This is a genomic window from Domibacillus sp. DTU_2020_1001157_1_SI_ALB_TIR_016 (assembly GCF_032341995.1).
GTDB lineage: Bacteria > Bacillota > Bacilli > Bacillales > Domibacillaceae > Domibacillus > Domibacillus indicus_A.
Window position 1 is genome coordinate 314,056 of record NZ_CP135439.1, and the last position, 21,229, is coordinate 335,284.

Here is a 21,229-nt window from a genome sequence, read left to right on the forward strand (position 1 = left end):
AAAAGCGTTCACGAATCCGTTTTGGATTCGTGAACGCTTTTTAGGTTACATTTTTAATTGGCTCATCGTATAAACAAATACGACCGCAATTGTAATCGGCACAATCCAGCGCATAAGCGGCAGCCAGTACGTATACGTAGAGCCGAAGCGGCCCGCATTGAGTTCGTACTCGCTTTTTACAATCGCCTGATCCATCCGCCAGGCAATAAACAGCGCGATCAGCAGGTTGCCGAGCGGCAGCAGGATATTGCTGACGAGATAATCGGTCATATCAAAAATGTTGCGGCCGAAGTAGGAAATATCGGCGAACGCACTAAAGGACAGAGCCGCAGGAATGCCCGCCAGAAAAACGATGATACCGGAGATGAGTGAAATCTTTTTGCGTGATGCTGCTTCGCCTTTCGTAAAAGCTGCGGTAATAATTTCAAGCAGGCTGAACGAAGAAGTAAGCGTTGCAAACAAAAACAGCAGTAAAAACATAAATAAGAACAATTCACCAAAAGGCATTTGCGAAAAAACAGCCGGCAGTACGACAAACAGAAGCCCAGGCCCAGCTGTCGGCTCTAAGCCAAATGCAAAAACGGCCGGGAAGATGGCAAGTCCCGCTAAAACGGAAACGAAAATATTCATAATCGCCACAGAACCGGCAGACGAAGGAATACTCACATCTTTACCTAAATAAGAGCTGTAGGTGACCATGCAGGAAAATCCGACAGCCAGTGAGAAAAAGGAATGTCCAAGTGCATATAAGACGGCTTCTGCATTAATTTTCGAAAAGTCCGGCTGCAGGAAAAATGCCACGCCTTCCATTGCTCCGTCGAGTGTTAAAGAGCGGATCACTAAAATAATGAAGAAAATAAATAAAAGAGGCATCATATATTTGCTGGCAAACTCGATGCCTTTTTGGACGCCGGCTGCAATGACAATAATATTCAGCAGCATAAAAAGAGCGTGGCCGCCAATTGTCAGCCATCCATTTGTAGTCATCGCGCCAAACATGATCTCGGGATCACCGCTGCCGATGACACCGCCGTAAAGAGCACGGATCGTATAAATCAATACCCAGCCGCCGACTACGCTGTAAAAAGAAAGCAGTAAAAAGCAGCCGACGACCCCCATTTTACCTGTGAGTGTCCAAAAAGAATCCGGCGCTAATTTTTTATAAGCACCAACCGCTTCCCGGCCGGAACCGCGCCCAATAATAAACTCTGAAATCAGCATAGGAAGCCCGATTAAAAGAGTGAAAATAACGAATAAAAGCAAAAAAGCACCGCCGCCGCTTTGGCCGGTTACATAAGGGAATTTCCAAATCGCCCCAAGCCCAATCGCCGCGCCGGCTGAGGACAAAATAAAGCCGATCTTCGACGACCATTGTTCTTGTTTCTCCAATTGCTTTGCCTCCAATAACAAGTCATTTTGTTATTTTACTATAGCACGAATCGAGGCGAACGGCTGAATATATTTTCAAAGCAGGCGGAATCGTATATAATGAGGAAATTGAAATTAAACTGAAAAACTGGAGTGTACATGATGAATGCAAATATAAATTCACCCGAAAACGTACCGAGTGGACAAAGCCGTCCTGAAAATCGGGGTCGCCTGCTTGTAAAGTGTCCAGATGGACCGGGGATTGTAGCTGCGCTGTCAAAATTTTTGTTTGAGCAGGGTGCGAATATTATTGAGTCAAGCCAGTATACGAGTGATCCGCAAGGCGGCACTTTTTTTATCCGACTCGAATTTGACTGCGAAGGACTAATGGACAAGCGGGATGCTATGGAAAAGGAATTTTCGTCACTTGCGGAAGAATTTAGTATGGAGTTCCGCTTTGCGTACGGAAGCGAGCGGAAGAAAACAGCGATTTTTGTTTCAAAAGAACCGCATGCCCTGCTGGAGCTTTTATGGGAATGGCAAAGCGGCGATCTGCCGACTGATATCGCCTTCGTAGCTGGAAACCACGAAGAAGCCCGGGGGATGGTTGAATCGCTCGGTATTCCGTTCTATCATATCCCGGCAAACAAAGACATTCGCCGGCAGGTGGAAGAGGAACAGTCACGTTTGATTGAAGAGCATAATGTCGATGTCATCGTGCTGGCACGCTACATGCAAATTTTAACACCAGAATTTGTAGAGAAGTATCCGAACAAAATTATTAACATTCATCACTCGTTTCTGCCGGCGTTTATTGGTGCGCGTCCGTACGAGCGTGCGTACAACCGTGGCGTGAAGCTGATCGGTGCGACGTCTCACTATGTAACCAATGATTTAGATGAAGGACCAATCATTGAACAGGATATTGAACGTGTAGATCACCGCGATCACGTGGCGGACTTGAAAAAAATCGGCCGCTCGATTGAACGGCGTGTTCTGGCACGGGCAGTTAAGTGGCATTTAGAAGACCGCATTATCGTGCACGGCAACAAAACCATCGTGTTTCAATAAGAAAAAGCTGTCCTGTTGGGGGCAGCTTTTTTACATTTTATCCATCAGCTTCTTCGCGATCCACTCATAATGGTCAGGGTTTAAGCCCGGGGCAAATTCCTGCGGCAGGTCATCTAAGTCCGGAATCGGCGCGCCTTTTGGTGAGCCGGTAATCACTTTAAGCGGTTCGTTGCTCTCAGGATTGGTGCCCTTCCAAATTTGGCGGATTCCTTCATATTCACCGGCGTCATTCCACGTGTATAGCACATTATTTAACCCTTGTTCTTCAAATTTGCGGGTTGTATCAAATTTTGCGTTTGGCACGTGAGGAACGGGAATCATTTTCGTCACGTCTGCCCCTGTAATCATTTCGATCGCTTTTGCGTAAGCAAGAATGTGTGTACCGCCGCGAACAAGCAGATAGCCAATCATCTCCCGGGCAGTTGGATGATCCGTCATTTCATATACACGCATTTTGTGAGTGCGTGCTCCCACTTCGAGGAAAAAGTTATGAAGCAAATCAAGAGTCAGGTTGCCGCTTGAAAATACATACGTGCCGTTCCATGGCAATCCCATTGAATCCACTGGAAGCGATGCCTGGGCACTGGCAATAAAATGCTGAGTATTTCGTTTATTTAAACCGTTTTGAAGGGGAGTGCAGTCCGGATCGGCATTAAAGGTTGTTCCCTTAAGCAGAAGGTTAACAGTTGTTGAAACAAGCTCTACATGGCCGACTTCTTCAGCTGTGATACTGGCGACAAGATCATAAAAAGGTTTGAGCTTCTTTTTCTGCCGGAAGTTAAACGATTGAAACAGGTAATTGTTTAACGTCGACATTTCCCCGAATTTGCCTCCAAGCAGCTCCTGGACAGCCGCAGCAGAATTAGCGCATCCGTATTCCGGGATCGGCAGCTCGACGGCAAGGCGGTTCATACGCTTAAACATAAAAAGCCCTCCTTTTTATTCACCCTTTTATTGTATGCGGGAAGAATAGGGAGGGTGCCTATTTCAAAGCAAAGGTATATGCGTAAAATCGGAATTGCAGTCAGTGAATAAGAAATATTTCGATTTTTTTTATTTTTAGAGATCAGAGTATGCCCAGTTTCTCAGACGTGAAATATGGGAACAAACACGGTAGTATGGACAGAAACATAAGAAGAAAGGGAGATGTGATGTTTGATTCTCTGTTATTTTATATGATGATCACACTGGTCGTTGGAATTGCGTCTCAATGGACAGCTTGGCGCTACAGGCTTCCGGCGATTGTGGTCATGTCGGTGGCAGGTCTGTTGATTGGCCCGCTGGCCGGCTGGTTTAACCCGAAAGATGTGTTTGGCGATTTATTTGGCCCGATTATCTCTGCGGCGGTGGCCATTATTTTATTTGAAGGCAGCTTAAACCTTGATTTTCGCGAAGTCAGAACGGTTCGGCAGCCGATTCGCCGGATCGTCACGTTAGGTGCTTTTATCGCCTGGATCGCCGGCTCGCTGGCTGCGCATTATGTAGCCGGGCTGTCTCTGGCTGTTTCGTTTGTGATTGGCGGTTTGTTTATTGTCACAGGTCCGACTGTGATTCTTCCGCTTCTGCGCCAGGCGAAGCTGAAGCCGAGAACGTCCGCCATATTGAAATGGGAAGGAATCGTTGTAGACCCGTTTGGCGCTCTTCTTGCCCTATTTGCATTTGAACTTATTAAGTTTTTTACAGGAGAAGAAACAGCCACTACGTTTATTAGTTTCTTGTTCGGCTCCGCTTTTGCAGTGATACTCGGCGTAGTGTTTGGCCTTGGTCTTGGCAAAGCGCTTGAAAAGGGGCGTGTGCCGGAATACTTAAAGTCGCCGTCTGTATTTGTTGTCGTGATCGCCTGTTTTACGATTGCTGATGAAACGATGCATGAAACGGGGCTGCTTGCGGTAACGGCGATGGGGATGGTCATGGCGAACATGCACATTTCTTCTATTAAAGACATGCGCCATTTCAAGGAAAACATTTCTATCCTGCTTATTTCGACCATTTTTATTATGCTGACAGCGTCCCTGACAAGAGAAACGCTGATGCAGATTTTTGATTTCCGTATTATTGCTTTCGTACTGATCATGCTGTTTGTCGTTCGCCCGTTGTCGATTTGGCTTTCTACAATCGGGACAGATATGACAAATGGGGAAAAAACGCTGGTTGGCTGGATTGCGCCGCGCGGCATTGTGGCACTCACGGTGTCCGGCTACTTTGCCCAGTCGCTTTTTGAAGCAGGGTATGAGGATGCTTCACTGCTGACACCGCTCACGTTTGCCCTTGTGTTTTCTACCGTTGTGGCTCATGGCTTTTCAATCGGCTGGCTGGCCAGAAAGCTTCATTTGGCTTCAACCGATAAGCCGGGTGTCCTGCTTGTGGGCGGCAATACCTTTACGGCACAGCTCGGTAAAACATTGCAGGATTTAAATATTCCCGTACTTGTGGCGGACGACTCATGGCAACAGCTTCACGCGGCACGGCAGGCTAATCTGCCGGTTTACCACGGTGAAATTTTATCGGAAAGTACGGAATATCATCTTGAACTGACGCCCTATGAGTACATGATTGCGGCAACGAGCGATGAGGCGTATAACGCACTCGTCTGCTCTACCTTTGTTCCGGAGATGGGCCGTGTGAATTTGTATCAAATTGCTTCAGGACCAGAGCGGACAGAAACAGCGAAAGAATTCAATAAAACGGTGGGCGGAAAAGTGTTGTTTGATTCATCTGCTCATTATCAGGCGTTAACATCCCGGGCGGCTGATTACGTTTTTCGAAAAACAGAGCTGACGGAACGCTTCGGCTACGACAGCTATTTAAAAGAGCTGGACGAAAATACGCTGCTTTTGTTCCTGGTAAAGTCTTCTGGCAAGCTGGCTTTTTACACACGCGACGCCTCGCCTCGGGGAGAAGCGGGAGATATCGTAGTGAGTTTAATGCCGCCGGTAAAGGAAATAGCGAAAGCAAAAGAAAAAATCGCGGAGCAGCGCCGCGGCCAGTAGGACGAAAAAAGCGGCCTTCACCGGGGCCGCTTTTTTCTGACAGTAAATCAGAGAGAGTATGGAATTGTATTTTATACATTGAGCCGCTTCGAGCGGCTTCATGTGTATAAGTATAAAATATTTTGAAAGTGCTTTCATTATAAAGAACACAAAACCGTATTTTTTTGACACAAAGCAGCAAATTTTTAACGTGAAGGAGAATTTTTAAACAGGAGAAAAATTGGGTCGTTTTAGCGTAAAAATAAGCTGTATTTGTCCCACTTGTAACTAAAAGAGGAGCTGCGTTAAAAACAGCTCCTTAAGGAAAAATATATAGTTAACGTCATGCCGCTTTTTAAGAAAATCGTTTTGAGATAGGAGTCTGGAAGTCGTTTTCCAAAGCGGCTGGACAGACGTTACGAAAGGGACAGAGAACTTTGTTCAAGCATCGAGCCTGTCTCGGCAAGGCGGGTATGCCAGGAGAGCGCTTTTTCAAGCACATGCGGTGTCTGGCCGCCGCGCGATAGTGCTTCCTCATAATAGCGTCTGAGCTGCTCTTTATAAGCTGGATGGACACAATTTTCAATAATAACGAGCACGCGTTCACGCGGGGCGAGGCCGCGCAGGTCGGCATAGCCTTGTTCTGTGACGATTACATCCACATCGTGTTCTGTGTGATCCACGTGTGAAACAAACGGAACGATACTGGAAACTGCGCCGCCTTTCGCGGTTGATTTTGTTACAAAAATAGCAGTCCGGCAGTTGCGGGCAAAATCGCCCGATCCACCAATGCCATTCATCATCTTTGTGCCGAGTACATGGGTAGAGTTTACATTTCCATAAATGTCTGCTTCAAGAGCCGTATTAATCGATAACAAGCCAAGCCGGCGGATCAGCTCGGGATGATTAGAGATTTCCTGTGGACGAAGGACAAGCTTATCCCGATACCTTGCTAAGTTTGAATAAACATCCTGCATTTTTTCTTCTGAAAGAGTGATTGAACAGCCGGAAGCAAAGCGGATTTTACCGCATTCAAACAAATCGAATACAGCGTCCTGCAGCACCTCTGAGTACACTTCCAAGTTTTCGAATTCCGAGTCAATCAGTCCGTGCATCACTGCATTGGCAACCGAGCCAATACCAGACTGCAGAGGAGCGAGTTCATTTGTCAGGCGTCCCGCTTTCACTTCTTCACGGAGGAAGGCAATTAAATGGTCTGCCATTTGCGCTGTCTCCGCATCTGGCGGCACAATCGTAGAGGGTGAGTCCTGTGCATTTGTTAAAACGATCCCTTTAATTTTTGCTGGATCAACTCGAATACCGATTTCCCCAATACGCTCGTCTACCGATGTCAGCCTGATTGGTCCGCGTTTTCCCGGGTCGTTCGGATTAAAAATATCGTGAAGGCCTTCGAGTTCTGCCGGCTGGGCGGTATTCAGCTCCACGATGACATTCTCCGCTCTATCAACAAATATAGATGAATTGCCGACAGAAGTTGCCGGGATAATGAGTCCATCTTCTGTAATAGCGACTGCTTCCACAATGGCATAATCGACTGGCCCGAGAACCCCGCTGCGGATGGATTCGGCCGTATGGGATAAATGCTGGTCCACAAAAAGCAGATGCCCTTCATTGATTTCTTTTCGCATAACTGGGTCTGCCTGAAAGGGCAGGCGTTTATGAATAATCCCGGCTTCTGCCATCATTTTATCTAAGTCAAACCCGAGAGAGGCACCGGTAAAAATATTGACTTTAAATGGCTCCGTCTTAGCTCGTTCTACAAGAGACATCGGTACGGCTTTTGCATCCCCGGCTCGTGTAAATCCGCTTAACCCCAATGTCATCCCGTCTTCAATCCAGGATGCCGCTTCATCGGCGCTCACAATCCTGTTTCTTAATTCCTCCATGCGAATACGTTCCTTCACTGTGATTCGACCCCCCAGGTTGTTTTGGTAAGTGTAGCAACTTTTGAAAGGGCTTTCATTTTGTTTGTAACGAAAAACTGCAAAAAAGACGCGAAGAAGAAATTTCGCGTCATGAAGCAAGTTTGTTAATAATTGAGCGATTTGCGGAAAGCACTCGTATACGTCTGGGTGACGGGAATTTTAGTGCGGTCTTTCATAATCAGCAAAAAAGTTGAATGCGAGTCCGGCTGAATTTCCTGAATAAAGTTCACATTTACAATATAAGAGCGGTGCACACGGATAAAAGCATCATCCGGCAGCATAAATTCAAGCTCAGTTAAATTGAGTTTATGGTAGCCGCTGCCTGTCCGGGCCTGCACGCGGGTTTTACGTCCTTCAGATTCTAAATACATAACGTCACTGTACGGAATAGGATACCACCGGTCTTCCGCCTTGATCGTTAGTAGATTGCGTGAAATAGGCGATGGCTTGGCCGGATGGATGGTTGTGACGGCACCGGTAAGGACATGATTATTAAAAATCGGTACACTCATCGCATAGTAGGGAATACCATATACATCACTGTCAATATACGTAGACACTTGATGTTTTTCTTCGATAGCCTGCTGGGTAACACTGCCCGGCTTGATCGGGTCGCCTACCCGAATATGCAAATCAATCAGGCGGCTCGGCTGGTAATAAATAAATGTTTCGTGATTTGACACGGCAACAGACGTATTCGGCGGAAAAAATTCTTTCATCACTTCCATTAAGCCGGAAACGGTCAGTTGGTCCATTTGCTCCACCTCTTCACATTGACTATAGTACAATAAGTGTACCATAGAAAAAGGGGGAAGCACGGTGGCAAAAGGAAAAACAAATGCAGTGCGGCTGCTTGATGCAGCAGGCATTGAGTATAAGATGCATGAATATGATAACAAAGACGGGAAGATAGACGGGGTGTCCGTTGCCCATAAGATTGGCATTGAACCGGGGCGCGTTTTTAAAACACTGGTTACCGAAGGGGCAGGCGGCTTGTTCGTGTTTGTCGTGCCGGTCGAAGCGGAGCTTGATTTAAAGCGGGCGGCACGCGCAGCAGGTGAGAAAAAAGTTGATATGCTTCCCGTGAAAGAGATTCAGAAACAAACGGGATACATACGGGGAGGCTGTTCGCCGGTAGGAATGAAAAAGCTTTATCCAACTTTTATAGATACACAGGCGAAAGAATTTGAGTCTATTGTCGTGAGTGCGGGCCGGATCGGAGCGCAAATAGAATTGTCTCCTCGCAAGCTGGCAGAGGCCGTAAACGCTTCCTTCTGTGAGATTGTGAACAATTCGTGAACGAAGTGTTACCAAATTGTATATAACGAGATTTTTATGCGAATGCCGGTTCTTTTTTGAAAAAAAACGTCGTATACTAGTGCCATCAAAGAAACAGGAGTTGACCCATAACCATGATGGTCGTTGAAAATCTTCTTGATGTGAAAAGCTATTTTGCCGAAGAAGTAAAAGAGAACTATGTTGTACAGTATGAAAAAATGGCCAAGTCAGGTGCATTTTTCAAAGAGGGCGGATGGCATGAACTCGAAGAAGAAACAGCGGAATGTGTAAAAATATTGTGCCAGACAGGAGACGCGTGCTCCGTTACTCGAGTGAAAGAATATCCCGTAAACGCTGAGGCTACTGTGGATGCCGTGTTAGCGCGTATCCGTGAAGCACACAGCGATATTTTTAAAGGATAATATAGATAAATACATCGGTTTCCCTGTGCGGGAAGCCGTTTTTTTTCGTAAAAAAAGCAGCCTGGTAAAGGCTGCTTCAGAGTGTAGACGAAGTTAGAAAGCAGGCTGATTGAAAACGCCTGCCTTTCCAGGAACGCAGCTGGATGGGAAGCGGAGTGACCTTTTTGCGGTCATGAGCATTCACAGCCAGCAAGTGACGCCGAAAGCGGGCGTTTGTCAACAGCCTGAAGCAGCCTGGTAAGAGCTGCTTTACTGATAATGAAAAAAAGCACCGATCTTCTCGTCGACCAAAGGTGTTTCATGCAGGCCGCTATGATCAACGGTTGTGTCATAGAGGATGTCGAGCTGATATTGGTCTTTTGGGACAATGGCGTTTAAGCTGAGTGCACTTTGAAGCAGCGTTACCTGATCACCGGTTCCGGCAATGTTTAATACTTGTGTTTCCTTTGGAAACTGAGCATGGTTGGCAGTAATTTGAGCAAGAGCCGGCGAACCGGGCATAAGGTCGTATACCGCCTCACCTTCGTTTTGCGTAAACCATCGACCGCCGGCTACGCCGTTAAAGGGGCTGCCGATCGTGACTAATTGGTCAACTGCCGGATGAAGTGCAGGGTCATATAAATCCTGTAGAAATTTTACCGATACAATGCCGCCCATTGAATGGCCGACTACCTTTATATGTTCAATACCGTATTCCTTCTTCAGTACCTGCATAGCCGCAGCTACTGCACGTGATGTATCCTCAAAGGAAGCCCGGTTGTTTTCCATAATTAATTGAATAAGTGCAGGCCGTTCTGTAGAAAAAGGACTTTCCCGGACGAGAAGCCTGCCAGTACGCGTGACATTCATGGTCAGTGCCCGCTCTCCCCAGCCTCTTTGCTCAAACCGGGCAATCATCGTATTAAAGGAGCGCGCGGTTCCTTTAAAGCCATGAACGAACAAAACCGGTTCGGTGAATTGGCTGTCTGATACTGCATGATCGCTTTTTTCAAGCGTTAAAAAGCTGGCGTAAATTAAAAGAGCCGCTGCTAAAAACAGTCCATACTTCCGCATAAACGGTCACTTCGCTTCCTTCAAAAGTAGTAATCCTTATTATATATAATTTCGACAAAAAGATACATAGCGGGATATAATGGAATTTAAAGGGGGAGATGGTCCTGAAAGAATGGGTCGGTCAATGTATCGTATGCGGCAAGGATATTTATTGTCTGGACGGATTTTTAAATGGGGTAAAAGAACAAGGAGAGCTGTTTTGCTTCGATTGTGAAGAGCAGGACGAATAAACGGTTATTCGTCCCCGGTTCTTTTCACGTGATTCTGAAAATGCTCTTCTGCTTCGGCTGCATCGTATGTGCTGAAAAGCCGGTAATCTTCGGCATCCAGCACGCGGTAGTGGCCGCTGATAACATTTTGCTGAAGACGGATGCCTTTTTGACTGTCTAACTCACGCCACCAAACGCGGCCGCCCATCGTTTTTTCCTGGCCATTTGGCCGTGAGATCGTTTTGTGCGCAGCAAGCTCGGCTATTTCAACCGGGTCACCGCCGAGCGCAGACTGAAGGATATCGCTGTTCCGAAACAGCGCACATACCGCTGCCGCTGTTGTCCAGCCGGCAGTGGAGCGTTCTTTTTCAATTTGCACAAGTGTTTTTTTAGACAAGCCGATTACATCGGCCATTTTATCCTGTGTGTATCCGCGTTCTGTGCGGATCAGCTTTAATTTAGAAGAAACTATAGCTGTTATCGCTTCTTTGTTCACCGAACATCACTCCTTACGTGTAATTTTACACTTGGTTCGTACAGAAGTAAAAAAGAAAACCCCTTTCGTGCAAAAAGGGGTTTTTCTTTTTATTATCCGGCCCGCATGCAAAAAATAAAAACTGCCTCCAAAGAGACAGTTGTGTTGTATTAATCAATTTCTTTTCCAGCCGCTTCACGGATTTCTGTTCTTTTTTGATAAAGGTTAGACAGAATCGTTTTGACAACGCCGTAAAACGGAATGGCTAGAATAACGCCCCAGATGCCGGCGATGTTTCCTGCCGCCAAAATAACCGTAATAACGGTAAGCGGATGAACATCAAGCGCTTTGCCCATTACGTTTGGTGAAATAAAGTTGCTTTCAATCTGCTGGGCAACGAGCATAATAATCGCTACGTACAAGGCCATCTGCGGCTCCTGTAGAAGAGCGATAAACATAGCTGGCACAACGGCCAAGTAAGGGCCGAGGAACGGAATCACATTTGTCATCATGCCGAACAGCGCCAGCAGCAGGGCATAATTCAAATCGATAATTAAGTACCCAATTAGGAGCATTACACCGACAAGGAAGCTGACCAACAGCTGTCCTTGAATGTAAGAGCGAAGCGTCACATCCAAGTCATGCAGTGTTTTGCGGATCCATGTTCTTCGTTCTCCGTTGAAAAAGCCGGCAACAAACGGTGCAAACTTTTCATGATCCTTCAGCATGTATACAAGGAAGAATGGCGCCAGGATTAAAAGGAACAAGGCTTGGAAAAAGTTTTGAAGAAACGTTAACAGCCAGGAGCCGAATCCAACAGTCCAGTCATTCAGATTGTTAGAAACATTGGTGATCGCACTTTCAACAGATTCCTGCGCTTGAGGCGGCAGGTCATCCCGGTGACTGAGCAGGTAATCCACCCATTTTTCACCTTCATCGATCATTTGCGGTGTGTTTTTCGCTAAAGAACCGGCCTGTTCACCGATAACGGGCGCGATCATCGCGTAAATCAGCCAGAATACGGCCGCGACCACAACAAGCACGAATGTAATAGAAGCCCAGCGCGGCAGCTTTTTTGCTTCAAGAAAGTGGAGGAGCGGCCTTGTTAAATAAAAAAGCACCCCGCCAATTAAAAGAGGCAGAAAAATCGTTTTGGCGATAATAATAAGAGGATTAAAGACATCATGAATTTGCTGAAACATAAAAATAATCAGCATCGCCAGTAAAATACCAATTCCTGTTTGAAACCAAAGTTTGTTTGTCAAAAAGAGACACTTCCTTTCTAGGCAACATATATCATTACCCGATTATACGAAAAAAAAGCCGGTAAGTTCCGGCTTTTTTAAAAATAAAGGTACGCAGTGCCTGCGACAGTCCGCAAATCAATCAGCTTATTCCTTTTTCAACTCCACAATTCGGCATATGCAAGAAAAGGCCTGAACATTGGTTACGCTTACAAGATTTGCGCTATACAACTACCAGTATTTTTCCGGATTCCGAACTATTTTCATGTTAAAATAGGAAAGAATGAAATTAAAAAGAAGGTGACCCGAATGATCACAAGCATCGCAACGGATATGGACGGAACGCTATTAAACGGGAACATGGAAGTGAGTGAAGAAAACCGAACTGCCATGAAAAAAGCGCAGGAGCTTGGGATCGAAGTCATTGTTGCAACAGGGCGTTCTTACAAAGAAGCCCGCTTTGCATTAGAAGGAACCGGGATCGAGTGCCCGATTATTGCAGTGAACGGAGCGGAAGTTCGGGATGCAAGGGGCGAAATCGTTCAATTTACGGCGATTGAAGATGATTTGGCATACGATTTATACCGCCGCTTAAAAGATGTCGGCGTTTACTTCGAAGTGTATACGAATCAAGCAACGTACACAGATGATGCAGAAAAAGCGGTAGAGCTGTTGATTGATATTGTTCTTTCCGCACATCCAGACGCAAATGTAGAAGACATTCGTGAACGCGCCAAGCTGCGGATCGAGCACGGCCTTGCTAAAAAAGTGAATGATTACGAAGAAATCATTCGTGACACGAGCCAGCACATTTATAAGTTTTTCGTGTTTTCAACAGACCGCGAGCTGCTGCAGCGGGCGGCGGACCGTCTCGATGGAATTGACGGAGTAGCTGTCAGCTCATCTGGGAACGAAAACCTTGAAATTACCAATGAACAGGCGCAAAAAGGCATTACGCTTGAGAATTACCTGACTTCTAAAGGACTCTCGCTCGAAGATGCGCTCGCTGTGGGAGACAACTATAATGACCTGTCTATGCTTGAGAGAGTCGGATATTCATATGCGATGGGCAACGCAGACACCAATATTAAAAAAGCAGCCCGGTTTGAGACGTCCCGCAATGAAGAAAGCGGAGTAGCCAGGGCGATTGAAGATGCACTGGAACGAAGTGCGGTCAAATGATAAAATAATTCATACAATTCGCAATAAGAAGGAGAATTCACCGTGTCTAAAGTATCAGTAGAAGAAATCGTCGTGGCAAACCAGGTGCTTAAAGACGTGGTTACCAAGACACCGCTTCAAAAAAATGAACTTTTATCAGCCCGTTACGGCTGTAACGTGTATTTAAAGCGTGAAGATTTACAGATTGTCCGCTCCTTTAAGCTGCGCGGCGCGTATAACTTTATCCGGAGCTTGACGGAGGAAGAGCGGGCAAAAGGAGTAGTATGCGCAAGTGCCGGCAACCATGCGCAGGGCGTTGCGTATTCCTGCCTTGCCCTTGGCATTGAAGGGAAGATCTTTATGCCGTCCACGACACCGCGTCAAAAAGTATCGCAGGTGAAACGGTTCGGTGGAGATAAAGTATCGGTTGTGCTGACAGGAGATACGTTCGATGATTCGTATACTGCAGCGATGGCCTACTGCACAGAAGAAGAAAAGATGTTTGTTCATCCATTCGATGATTACCGGACGATTGCCGGGCAGGGAACCGTGGCGGTTGAAATCTTGAACGATATGCAAGAACCTATTGATTACATGTTTTGTTCCATTGGCGGTGGCGGCCTCGCAGCCGGTGTCGGCTCGTATTTAAAAGGCATCAGCCCATCCACGAAGCTGATTGGCGTTGAGCCGGCAGGAGCAGCTGGCATGAAAGCTTCCTTGAGCAGCGGGCAGGTAACCCGTCTGGACACGATCGATCCGTTTGTCGACGGGGCGGCCGTTAAACAAGTTGGTGACCTGACAATGGATATTTGCATGGATGTGCTCGACGGTATTTCCGTTGTTCCAGAAGGTAAAGTGTGCACAACGATCTTGCAGCTGTATAACGAAAACGCAGTCGTAGCAGAGCCGGCAGGAGCGCTGTCTGTTGCTGCCCTTGATTTTTATAAAGACGAGATCAAAGGAAAGAACGTGGTTTGTGTGATCAGCGGCGGCAATAACGATATTGAGCGTATGCAGGAGATCAAAGAACGTTCGCTCATTTATGAAGGGTTAAAGCATTACTTTATCGTCACTTTCCCGCAGCGTGCCGGGGCACTCCGCAAGTTTATGGCTCAGGTGCTGGGAGAACACGATGATATTACCCGCTTTGAATATACAAAGCGGACCAATCGTGATGAAGGACCTGTTCTGGTTGGTATTGAGCTGAAGCATAAAGAAGACTATGCACCGCTCGTTAAGCGGATGGAGGAAAATGGCTTCCCTTATATGGAAATTAATAGTGATCCTCTCTTGTTTAACCTGCTTATTTAAACGAGTATTAAAAAAGCTGATCTGCAAACGCAGATCAGCTTTTTATTTCGGTTACTTTGTCTTTTTCATCGAATGTGTATGTCCAGAAATGCTCGTAGTTAAACCGGTCATGCAGGTCGCTTCCTTCTTCGGCGACGCTTGCTTCCAGATCTTTCAGCATCCAGATGGTCTGGGAAATATGAGCTTTCATGGCTTCTAGTTTTTTATCATACACGTGCCGGATGTCGTAACGGATATCAGCCGGCCCGATTTCTTCAAGCGTGTTATTCGCAAAGGCCACACAGTGAAGCTTCGGCCGTTTGCTCTCTTCCATCGCGCGCACCGCCCGTACAACCGCACGTGCGGTTGCTTCATGGTCCGGGTGAACAGAGTAGCCCGGATAAAATGTAATAATCAGGGAAGGATTCAGCTCATCAATCAAACCCGTGACGAGGTTCATCATTTTTTGATCGTCTTCAAACTCTAACGTTTTATCACGAAGGCCCATCATGCGCAAATCTTGAATGCCGATAGCTTCGGCTGCTTTTTGCAGCTCGGCCTTGCGGACATCTGGAAGAGACTCGCGATTTGCAAAAGGTGGATTGCCAAGATTACGGCCCATTTCGCCGAGTGTTAAGCAGGCATAAGTGACCGGTGTTTTTCGTCCAGTATGAACAGCGATCGTACCGGATACACCAAATGCCTCATCATCCGGGTGAGGAAAGATGACAAGGACGTGGCGCTCCTGTTCAATTTCCATTGTTTTGGTCATCGTCTTCAGTCCTTTCGTTACTTAAACGGCGTCGTGCCCAGCTGCAGAGCGACTGCCAGTTTTCCATCAAAATCATGTCCAGCCATCAGTAAGTGCCCATTTTCATCAAACCCATAATGAGTTAATCCTTCTGCGTAAACCCAGCCAATTGCAAGCTTCAGCCCAACACGAAACGGCCCATCACCGACAATTTTGCCATGTTCATATGTAAGCTTCGCATTGCGGATATACGCACCCGCAGAGAAAAACTTTTCATTAAAATGTGATGCATAAGCACCGTTTGTCGTTTCCATGTGAAGGTATACTTCCTGGCCGGCAAACGTATTAATAAGCTCCTGTACCTTTTCAGGTAAAATCGGTTCCATGTCCGTTGCCCTCCCGTCGAATTTCGTTCTTGCCCTATTGTACTAAAAAATAGTTCGAATGGCGAAAATCCCGCTTTTTCAGTATGATAAAAAAAGAAATCTAATAGATAGAGGTGGTACATATGCTGAAAAATATTATTCGTGAACGTCGTTCCATCAAGAAATTTAATGGCAAGCCTGTAGCGCTGTCCGATGTTACGGCTGTATTAGAGGACGCAGTGTGGGCGCCGAATCATGGCTGCCGCGAGCCATGGCGTTTTGTTGTTGCAGCGGAAGAGGGACTCCAAGCGATGCGGGAAACGCTGAAAGAATGTACAATCCCTAAATGGAATATGCTTCCGGAAGAAGAGCTAAAGAAAAAAACAGCCGGCTTCGCACTGCCTGGCGCTTTTGTATTTGTCATTGTACCGGAGGATCCGCGCCAAAAAGAACGGCTGGAAGATTTCTCGGCTGCAAGCGCCCTTATTCAAAACGCCCAGCTGCTTGCCTGGGAGCAGGGCATCGGCACATGCTGGAAAACACCAGCCTGGCTGGATGCACCAAAGTTTCGTAAAGCTCTTGATGTAAAGCCAGGCGAGCGGATTTTGGCCTTGCTGCAATTCGGCTATTACGACGAATTGCCGCAAGCAAAAGAACGGACGCCGGTTCAAGAGAAAATTACGTATTTTAAATAAAAAGAAAATCCCGTCCAGGCAGGCGGGATTTTCTTATGTGTTATTTATGGTTGTAAGCACCGTGCATAACAGGACCTACATACTCGTTCAGTCTCCAGCCGTGTTTAATCGCTGCATTTACGAAATCCTTCGCATTATGGACTGCTGTTTTTACGTCCTGTCCGTTTGCCAGGTTGGCCGTAATAGCAGCCGCAAACGTGCAGCCTGCACCATGATTGTAAGTGGTGTTATGCTTTTCACCTTCTAGCAGCTCAAATTCATGGCCATCGTAGAAAAGGTCAACCGCTTTTTCGCTTTGCAGCTGCTTGCCGCCTTTAACGACTACGTTTTTTGCACCAAGCGCATGAATTTTTTGAGCCGCTTCTTTCATATCATCAATTGTGCGGATTGGACCGACACCAGAAAGCTGCCATGCTTCAAATAAGTTTGGTGTAACAACGGTCGCAAGCGGAAGAAGAGAGTCGCGTGTTGCTTCGGCTGCTTCTGGATTTAATACTTCATCTTCGCCCTTGCAGACCATAACCGGGTCGATGACGACTTTTTGGATATCGTTCTCTTTAATAGAAGCTGCTGCCGTTTCGATAATTTCAGGCGTAGCAAGCATTCCTGTTTTCAGCGCATCAATGCCAGTGGACATGGCTGTTTTTAACTGAGCCTGAAGCGTGTCGATCGCCAGTGGAAACACACCATGGTTCCAGCCGTTATCGGGGTCCATTGTGACAATTGTTGTGAGGGCTGTCATGCCATATGTGCCGTGCTCCTGGAAGGTCTTCAAGTCGGCTTGGATGCCAGCGCCGCCGCTTGTATCTGATCCTGCAATGGTTAATGTTTTTTTCATGATGCAATTCCTCCTTTTTAACACTTCTTTTAGTTTAAGAAACAATAGGGAAATGTACAAGAAAAAACGCCCTTTTTAAAGGACGCTTTGATCGTTGGAATTGGCCGAACTTCGATCCTCCGGATTTTTATCTGTCGCAACGACGGCAATAAGCCCCCGGTCAAGCTGTTCTTCATACTCGGCTGCTTCGGATTCGCTCATTCCGAGGCTGTGAAGCTTCGAACGCAGCTCGTCCCCGCGGTTTTTAAATACATTGCCGACTGTGCCGGACAAGCCCTGCTCCTTGAAGCCGACTGAGCCGCTGTTGGTCGCGTCGGTTAACTGTTTAGATTCATCTTTATCGCGGGCAAACACATAAATCGCCTCTTTGGAAAACCCATCTTGTGAAAAAGCCGTTACGGCACTGGCCGCTTCTGTATGGTTTCGAACAATTTTCGCGGTATACACAGAAAGACCTCCTCGTATTTTCACGTTCGCTTTCTTATACCCGCCCGCTTTATTTTTAAACAGCGGCTCATTCCTTTATAATGAAGAAGGAGGTGAGCCGCATGAATAAAAAAATCTTAACAAATGACTGGGCACCGCTGCTTGAAGGTGAATTTGAAAAACCTTATTACCAGGAGCTGCGGTCATTCTTAAAAGAAGAATACAGTACACAGGTGATTCATCCTGATATGGATGATATTTTTAATGCCCTTCATTTTACGCCGTACCAAAATGTAAAGGTCGTCATTCTTGGCCAGGACCCGTATCATGGACCGAACCAGGCGCACGGCTTAAGCTTTTCAGTTCAGCCTGGCATTAAACCGCCGCCATCTTTAAAAAATATGTACAAGGAATTGAAGGAAGATATTGGATGTGAGATACCGAATCATGGATATTTAAAACAATGGACAGATGAAGGTGTTCTCCTGTTAAACACTGTTTTAACTGTTCGAGAGGGAAAAGCAAATTCTCATCGGAACAAGGGGTGGGAAACGTTTACGGATCAGGTAATCAGACTTATCAGCGAGCGGGAGAAGCCGGTTGTATTTTTACTTTGGGGAAGACCAGCACAAAGCAAAAAAGCCTTAATCGACATAAACAGGCATGTTATTATTGAATCGCCTCATCCAAGTCCATTATCAGCATCACGTGGATTTTTCGGAAGCCGGCCATTCTCCAAGGCAAATGAAGCGCTCACTTCTATGGGAGAAAGCCCGATTAATTGGTGCCTCGATTCAAACGTGTAAATTGTTCAAAGAACAAAGAAAGCAAAAAAGCCGGCTGTCTGGAAGCGTCTGTTTTTTTATAAGCAAAGTTTTGGACTATGCAGCCTAGCTTTTTTCAGATTATCTGCTTTAAAAAACGTGCGTATATTTCCAGCAGCCTGATGTTTCACGTGAAACGGGGAAGGGACGTGTTGAAAGCGGAACCGAATTGTATGAAATGCCGGCATTTTTTTGTCACATGGGATGCGCAGGCTCCTCGTGGCTGCCGGGCATTTGGATTTAAAACAAAGCAGATGCCGTCTGTGGCTGTAAAAAGGTCATCAGGCCATCCGTGTTTTCAATTTTCACCGAAAGAAGGTGTTAAAAAGTGAATGTATCTCATGAGAAAGTGCTGCAGAAAATGGAACAGGAAATAGCTGCGGCAAGAAACGCCGGTCCAGGGAAAATGGAACGGCATATTTATGCGATCAAGTCGATGTGCGACTTGCTTATTGGAGCTGGAATGGACATGCCTGCGCCGAAGCAGGCTTCTGTTGGGCCAGCCGTTATGCCTCCGCCAGTCCAGGAGCCTGTGCAGATTGTTGGCCAGAAAGAGCGGATCGCGACAGAAGACGGATCAAATGGCGATTCAATTTTTGATTTTTAAAGGAGCAGAATCATGAAATTATTTATTATTTTAGGGGCGATCCATGCCTTTTTAGCGGTTGCGCTTGGTGCGTTTGGCTCCCACGGGCTTGAAGGGAAAGTAGACGCGAAGTACTTAGACATTTGGAAAACTGCGGTTCAATACCAAATGTTTCATGCGCTCGGTTTAATAATCGTCGGCTTTTTAATAGGGCAGTTTGCGGGCAGCTCTGCACTAAACTGGTCAGGCTGGCTTATGTTTGCAGGAATCATGCTGTTTTCCGGCAGCTTATTTGCGTTGGTTCTTACAGGTATCAGCAAGCTTGGTGCGATTACGCCGATTGGCGGCGTGGCATTTCTTGCTGCCTGGGTACTGCTTATTGTAGCAGCCGTTAAAAATATGTAGGAAAAGAGCGGCCTCCATGCCGCTCTTTTCAAGCTGCTCTCAATCGCCTGCTTTCGGCATCACTTGCCGGCTGTAAATGCTCATGACCTTCACCCAAGAGGTCACTTCGCTTCCGAGCAGGCTGCACTCCTGGAAGAGCAGACGTTTTCAATCAGCCTGTTTTCTTGCTTTGTCTACATGCTCACAAGAGCGGCCTCCATGCCGCTCTTTTTTTAACTAAACGGGTACTCGTAAGCAATTTCTCCATCAAAGACAGCATAATCAAGGTAAAGAAGCGGAATTAAAAAGCGCTGGTTGGTTGAAGGACTGCTTAAAATAAGATGGTCACGCCCGGCTGCTTCAATGCGGCCGCGGAACACTTTAGCATTCCATTCTTTATTGTTTTCAAACGTTGTATACACGGTCACCATTTTGCCGCGGTTTAAACGGAAAATATTTTCAATGTAGGATTCTTCAACTTGCGGCAGGCCGGCTCCTCCGCCAGGCCCCATGCCTTGGCCCATACCCGGTCCCATGCCCTGAGCCATACCTTGGCCCATACCTACTGGAGGCAGTGTCTGCGGCCCGGTTTGGTTCATACTTCCTTGATTCATGCTTCCCTGATTCATCGGTCCCTGGGCCGGTACATAGTGAAATGGATTCATGAAAAAAAACGCCTCCTTATTTAGTAAACAGATGGACAAACAGAACGAAGCGGACTAAAAAAAGCAGTGGGATTTATATCGGCCGGTATTCGGCTGGTTAAACCACTGGGCAGGGCATCCGCCGGGTGACTGAAAAACCATTTGACGGATTGTGCGGATATCTTTGAAATCAAGACAGTCAGACCGTGTCCGGTTTACGCCGACATTGCCAGCCATCAGCATGCCAGGCGTGCCAGAAGTTTTACATCCTCTTCCGCATGAGCAACAACAGCCGCATCAACACCTCCCGATTTACTTTATGCAAAGCGCATAAAGTCGGTGCTGGGCTTACGCCTCAATCCATAAACTCTAACCATTACGTGCCGTATAATAAAAGGGGAGTGCCGGCAAAAAATGCACATAAAAAAACGATGCCTGAAAGACACCGTCTGAAAAGGTTATTGGATATGCATCATTTGTGTAAACTTTTCGTCTGTCAGCAAATGTCCGACAAAGAAAGAACCGAATTCGCCGTAGCGGGCACTTACTTCATCAAAGCGCATCTCATAGATGAGCTTTTTAAACTGAAGTACATCATCCGCATAAAGCGTGACACCCCATTCGTAATCATCAAATCCAACCGAACCAGTAATAATCTGTTTCACAAGGCCGGCATACTGGCGGCCAATCATACCGTGGCTGCGCATTAAATTACCGCGGTCTTTCATTGGAAGCATGTACCAGTTATCTTCGCCCTGACGGCGTTTATCCATTGGATAGAAGCATACATACTCTGTTTTAGGAAGCTCCGGATACAAACGAGCGCGGATTTGCGGATTTTGGTACGGATCTTCATCAGAAGACAGGTAGTTGCTTAGTTCGACAACGGATACATAGGAATACGCCGGGATGGTAAATTCGGCAATTTTCAGCTTGTTGAATTCTGTTTCAATTACATTCAGCTCTGCCATTGTCGGGCGCAGAATCATCAGCATAAAATCAGCTTTTTGGCCAATAATGCTGTAGAAGGAGTGGCTGCCAGCTTTCATTTCCTGTGTTTCTTCCAGTTTATATAAGAATTTGCGGAATTCGGCCAGAGCACCTTCTCGTTCACTGCTTGACAGCATTTTCCACGCTGCCCAGTCAATCGAGCGGAAATCGTGCAAGCAATACCAGCCGTCCAGCGTTTTTGCTGCTTCACTCATGTTCTTCATCTCCTATGTAGTATAG

General features: G+C 46.5%; 26 protein-coding genes and 1 pseudogene. 13 read left to right on the plus strand and 14 right to left on the minus strand.

Annotated features, from left to right (window positions below; genetic code table 11):
- Nucleotides 1-45: 45 nt before the first annotated feature.
- Entirely contained in the window at nucleotides 46-1,389 is a 1,344-nt protein-coding gene (locus RRU94_RS09560) for a sodium-dependent transporter (RefSeq protein ID WP_315693975.1), read from the minus strand.
- Nucleotides 1,390-1,530: 141 nt separating this feature from the next.
- Between RRU94_RS09560 and purU the strand changes: the two genes are divergently transcribed.
- Nucleotides 1,531-2,439: a formyltetrahydrofolate deformylase gene (purU, locus tag RRU94_RS09565; protein ID WP_315693977.1), complete on the plus strand. Its 909-nt coding sequence runs from the start codon at nucleotides 1,531-1,533 to the stop codon at nucleotides 2,437-2,439.
- A 30-nt stretch (nucleotides 2,440-2,469) separates the two neighbouring features.
- On the opposite strand, the gene RRU94_RS09570 is transcribed toward purU, so the two are convergent.
- On the minus strand, nucleotides 2,470-3,363 hold the full coding sequence (locus tag RRU94_RS09570) for a manganese catalase family protein (protein ID WP_315693979.1): 894 nt from the start codon (nucleotides 3,361-3,363) through the stop codon (nucleotides 2,470-2,472).
- 227 nt (nucleotides 3,364-3,590) lie between these two features.
- Here RRU94_RS09570 and RRU94_RS09575 point away from each other — a divergent pair, with 227 nt between their 5' ends.
- On the plus strand, nucleotides 3,591-5,429 hold the full coding sequence (locus RRU94_RS09575) for a cation:proton antiporter (RefSeq protein ID WP_315693981.1): 1,839 nt from the start codon (nucleotides 3,591-3,593) through the stop codon (nucleotides 5,427-5,429).
- A 395-nt stretch (nucleotides 5,430-5,824) separates the two neighbouring features.
- Here the strand turns inward: RRU94_RS09575 and RRU94_RS09580 are convergent, their stop codons facing one another.
- Nucleotides 5,825-7,315 (minus strand): succinyl-CoA:acetate CoA-transferase ScpC, encoded by a 1,491-nt coding sequence (locus RRU94_RS09580; protein ID WP_315695897.1) that lies wholly within the window; start codon nucleotides 7,313-7,315, stop codon nucleotides 5,825-5,827.
- Nucleotides 7,316-7,458: 143 nt separating this feature from the next.
- Nucleotides 7,459-8,109, minus strand: coding sequence for a LytTR family DNA-binding domain-containing protein (locus RRU94_RS09585; RefSeq protein ID WP_251271497.1), 651 nt, complete (start codon nucleotides 8,107-8,109; stop codon nucleotides 7,459-7,461).
- A 64-nt stretch (nucleotides 8,110-8,173) separates the two neighbouring features.
- Here RRU94_RS09585 and ybaK point away from each other — a divergent pair, with 64 nt between their 5' ends.
- The 3 genes from ybaK to RRU94_RS09600 all read left to right on the plus strand — a co-directional run bounded on the left by ybaK (nucleotide 8,174) and on the right by RRU94_RS09600 (nucleotide 9,295).
- Nucleotides 8,174-8,653: a Cys-tRNA(Pro) deacylase gene (gene ybaK, locus RRU94_RS09590; protein WP_315693983.1), complete on the plus strand. Its 480-nt coding sequence runs from the start codon at nucleotides 8,174-8,176 to the stop codon at nucleotides 8,651-8,653.
- A 113-nt stretch (nucleotides 8,654-8,766) separates the two neighbouring features.
- The gene (locus RRU94_RS09595) at nucleotides 8,767-9,054 is read left to right on the plus strand and encodes a hypothetical protein (protein ID WP_242232703.1); all 288 of its coding nucleotides are present in this window, start codon (nucleotides 8,767-8,769) and stop codon (nucleotides 9,052-9,054) included.
- Nucleotides 9,055-9,163: 109 nt separating this feature from the next.
- The gene (locus RRU94_RS09600) at nucleotides 9,164-9,295 is read left to right on the plus strand and encodes a hypothetical protein (protein ID WP_315693986.1); all 132 of its coding nucleotides are present in this window, start codon (nucleotides 9,164-9,166) and stop codon (nucleotides 9,293-9,295) included.
- Nucleotides 9,296-9,303: 8 nt separating this feature from the next.
- Here RRU94_RS09600 and RRU94_RS09605 read toward each other — a convergent pair whose 3' ends face one another.
- Nucleotides 9,304-10,107 carry an alpha/beta hydrolase gene (locus RRU94_RS09605; RefSeq protein ID WP_315693987.1) on the minus strand — a complete coding sequence of 268 codons (804 nt, stop codon included), beginning with the start codon at nucleotides 10,105-10,107 and terminating at the stop codon, nucleotides 9,304-9,306.
- Nucleotides 10,108-10,205: 98 nt separating this feature from the next.
- On the opposite strand from RRU94_RS09605, the gene RRU94_RS09610 reads away from it, so the two are divergent.
- Entirely contained in the window at nucleotides 10,206-10,337 is a 132-nt protein-coding gene (locus tag RRU94_RS09610) for a hypothetical protein (RefSeq protein ID WP_255821852.1), read from the plus strand.
- Nucleotides 10,338-10,341: 4 nt separating this feature from the next.
- Here RRU94_RS09610 and RRU94_RS09615 read toward each other — a convergent pair whose 3' ends face one another.
- Nucleotides 10,342-10,812, minus strand: a complete 471-nt coding sequence (locus RRU94_RS09615) for a helix-turn-helix transcriptional regulator (RefSeq protein WP_315693988.1) — start codon at nucleotides 10,810-10,812, stop codon at nucleotides 10,342-10,344.
- Between the two features lie 149 nt (nucleotides 10,813-10,961).
- The gene (locus tag RRU94_RS09620) at nucleotides 10,962-12,056 is read right to left on the minus strand and encodes an AI-2E family transporter (RefSeq protein ID WP_315693989.1); all 1,095 of its coding nucleotides are present in this window, start codon (nucleotides 12,054-12,056) and stop codon (nucleotides 10,962-10,964) included.
- A 288-nt stretch (nucleotides 12,057-12,344) separates the two neighbouring features.
- On the opposite strand from RRU94_RS09620, the gene RRU94_RS09625 reads away from it, so the two are divergent.
- On the plus strand, nucleotides 12,345-13,217 hold the full coding sequence (locus RRU94_RS09625) for an HAD family hydrolase (protein WP_315693990.1): 873 nt from the start codon (nucleotides 12,345-12,347) through the stop codon (nucleotides 13,215-13,217).
- A gap of 42 nt (nucleotides 13,218-13,259) precedes the next feature.
- Entirely contained in the window at nucleotides 13,260-14,507 is a 1,248-nt protein-coding gene (gene ilvA / locus RRU94_RS09630; protein ID WP_315693991.1) for a threonine ammonia-lyase IlvA, read from the plus strand.
- A gap of 34 nt (nucleotides 14,508-14,541) precedes the next feature.
- Here the strand turns inward: ilvA and bshB2 are convergent, their stop codons facing one another.
- Both bshB2 and RRU94_RS09640 read right to left on the minus strand, forming a co-directional pair.
- Nucleotides 14,542-15,258: a bacillithiol biosynthesis deacetylase BshB2 gene (gene bshB2 / locus RRU94_RS09635; protein ID WP_315693993.1), complete on the minus strand. Its 717-nt coding sequence runs from the start codon at nucleotides 15,256-15,258 to the stop codon at nucleotides 14,542-14,544.
- Between the two features lie 17 nt (nucleotides 15,259-15,275).
- Entirely contained in the window at nucleotides 15,276-15,623 is a 348-nt protein-coding gene (locus RRU94_RS09640) for a YojF family protein (protein ID WP_242232711.1), read from the minus strand.
- A 122-nt stretch (nucleotides 15,624-15,745) separates the two neighbouring features.
- Between RRU94_RS09640 and RRU94_RS09645 the strand changes: the two genes are divergently transcribed.
- The gene (locus tag RRU94_RS09645; RefSeq protein ID WP_315693995.1) at nucleotides 15,746-16,297 is read left to right on the plus strand and encodes a nitroreductase family protein; all 552 of its coding nucleotides are present in this window, start codon (nucleotides 15,746-15,748) and stop codon (nucleotides 16,295-16,297) included.
- A 40-nt stretch (nucleotides 16,298-16,337) separates the two neighbouring features.
- Here RRU94_RS09645 and pdxK read toward each other — a convergent pair whose 3' ends face one another.
- Together pdxK and RRU94_RS09655 are read right to left on the minus strand one after the other, a co-directional pair.
- The gene (pdxK, locus tag RRU94_RS09650) at nucleotides 16,338-17,135 is read right to left on the minus strand and encodes a pyridoxine/pyridoxal/pyridoxamine kinase (RefSeq protein ID WP_315693996.1); all 798 of its coding nucleotides are present in this window, start codon (nucleotides 17,133-17,135) and stop codon (nucleotides 16,338-16,340) included.
- A gap of 75 nt (nucleotides 17,136-17,210) precedes the next feature.
- A complete protein-coding gene (locus RRU94_RS09655; protein WP_315693997.1) occupies nucleotides 17,211-17,582 on the minus strand; it encodes a YflT domain-containing protein in 372 nt (123 codons plus the stop codon).
- A gap of 101 nt (nucleotides 17,583-17,683) precedes the next feature.
- Here RRU94_RS09655 and RRU94_RS09660 point away from each other — a divergent pair, with 101 nt between their 5' ends.
- The 4 genes from RRU94_RS09660 (at nucleotide 17,684) to RRU94_RS09675 (ending at nucleotide 19,376) form a co-directional block, all read left to right on the plus strand.
- Nucleotides 17,684-18,367 carry a uracil-DNA glycosylase gene (locus tag RRU94_RS09660; protein ID WP_315693999.1) on the plus strand — a complete coding sequence of 228 codons (684 nt, stop codon included), beginning with the start codon at nucleotides 17,684-17,686 and terminating at the stop codon, nucleotides 18,365-18,367.
- Nucleotides 18,368-18,558: 191 nt separating this feature from the next.
- On the plus strand, nucleotides 18,559-18,717 hold the full coding sequence (locus tag RRU94_RS09665) for a uracil-DNA glycosylase (RefSeq protein ID WP_315695900.1): 159 nt from the start codon (nucleotides 18,559-18,561) through the stop codon (nucleotides 18,715-18,717).
- The gene (locus tag RRU94_RS09670) at nucleotides 18,714-18,992 is read left to right on the plus strand and encodes a YwdI family protein (RefSeq protein WP_315694001.1); all 279 of its coding nucleotides are present in this window, start codon (nucleotides 18,714-18,716) and stop codon (nucleotides 18,990-18,992) included. The genes RRU94_RS09665 and RRU94_RS09670 overlap by 4 nt, the downstream gene beginning before the upstream one ends.
- A gap of 12 nt (nucleotides 18,993-19,004) precedes the next feature.
- Nucleotides 19,005-19,376, plus strand: coding sequence for a DUF423 domain-containing protein (locus RRU94_RS09675; RefSeq protein ID WP_315694002.1), 372 nt, complete (start codon nucleotides 19,005-19,007; stop codon nucleotides 19,374-19,376).
- 212 nt (nucleotides 19,377-19,588) lie between these two features.
- Here the strand turns inward: RRU94_RS09675 and gerQ are convergent, their stop codons facing one another.
- The 3 genes and pseudogenes from gerQ to hemQ all read right to left on the minus strand — a co-directional run bounded on the left by gerQ (nucleotide 19,589) and on the right by hemQ (nucleotide 21,204).
- The gene (gene gerQ, locus RRU94_RS09680; RefSeq protein WP_315694003.1) at nucleotides 19,589-20,020 is read right to left on the minus strand and encodes a spore coat protein GerQ; all 432 of its coding nucleotides are present in this window, start codon (nucleotides 20,018-20,020) and stop codon (nucleotides 19,589-19,591) included.
- A 20-nt stretch (nucleotides 20,021-20,040) separates the two neighbouring features.
- Nucleotides 20,041-20,256 (minus strand): annotated as a pseudogene (locus RRU94_RS09685) (hypothetical protein).
- 201 nt (nucleotides 20,257-20,457) lie between these two features.
- On the minus strand, nucleotides 20,458-21,204 hold the full coding sequence (gene hemQ, locus RRU94_RS09690; protein WP_315694004.1) for a hydrogen peroxide-dependent heme synthase: 747 nt from the start codon (nucleotides 21,202-21,204) through the stop codon (nucleotides 20,458-20,460).
- Nucleotides 21,205-21,229: the final 25 nt, after the last annotated feature.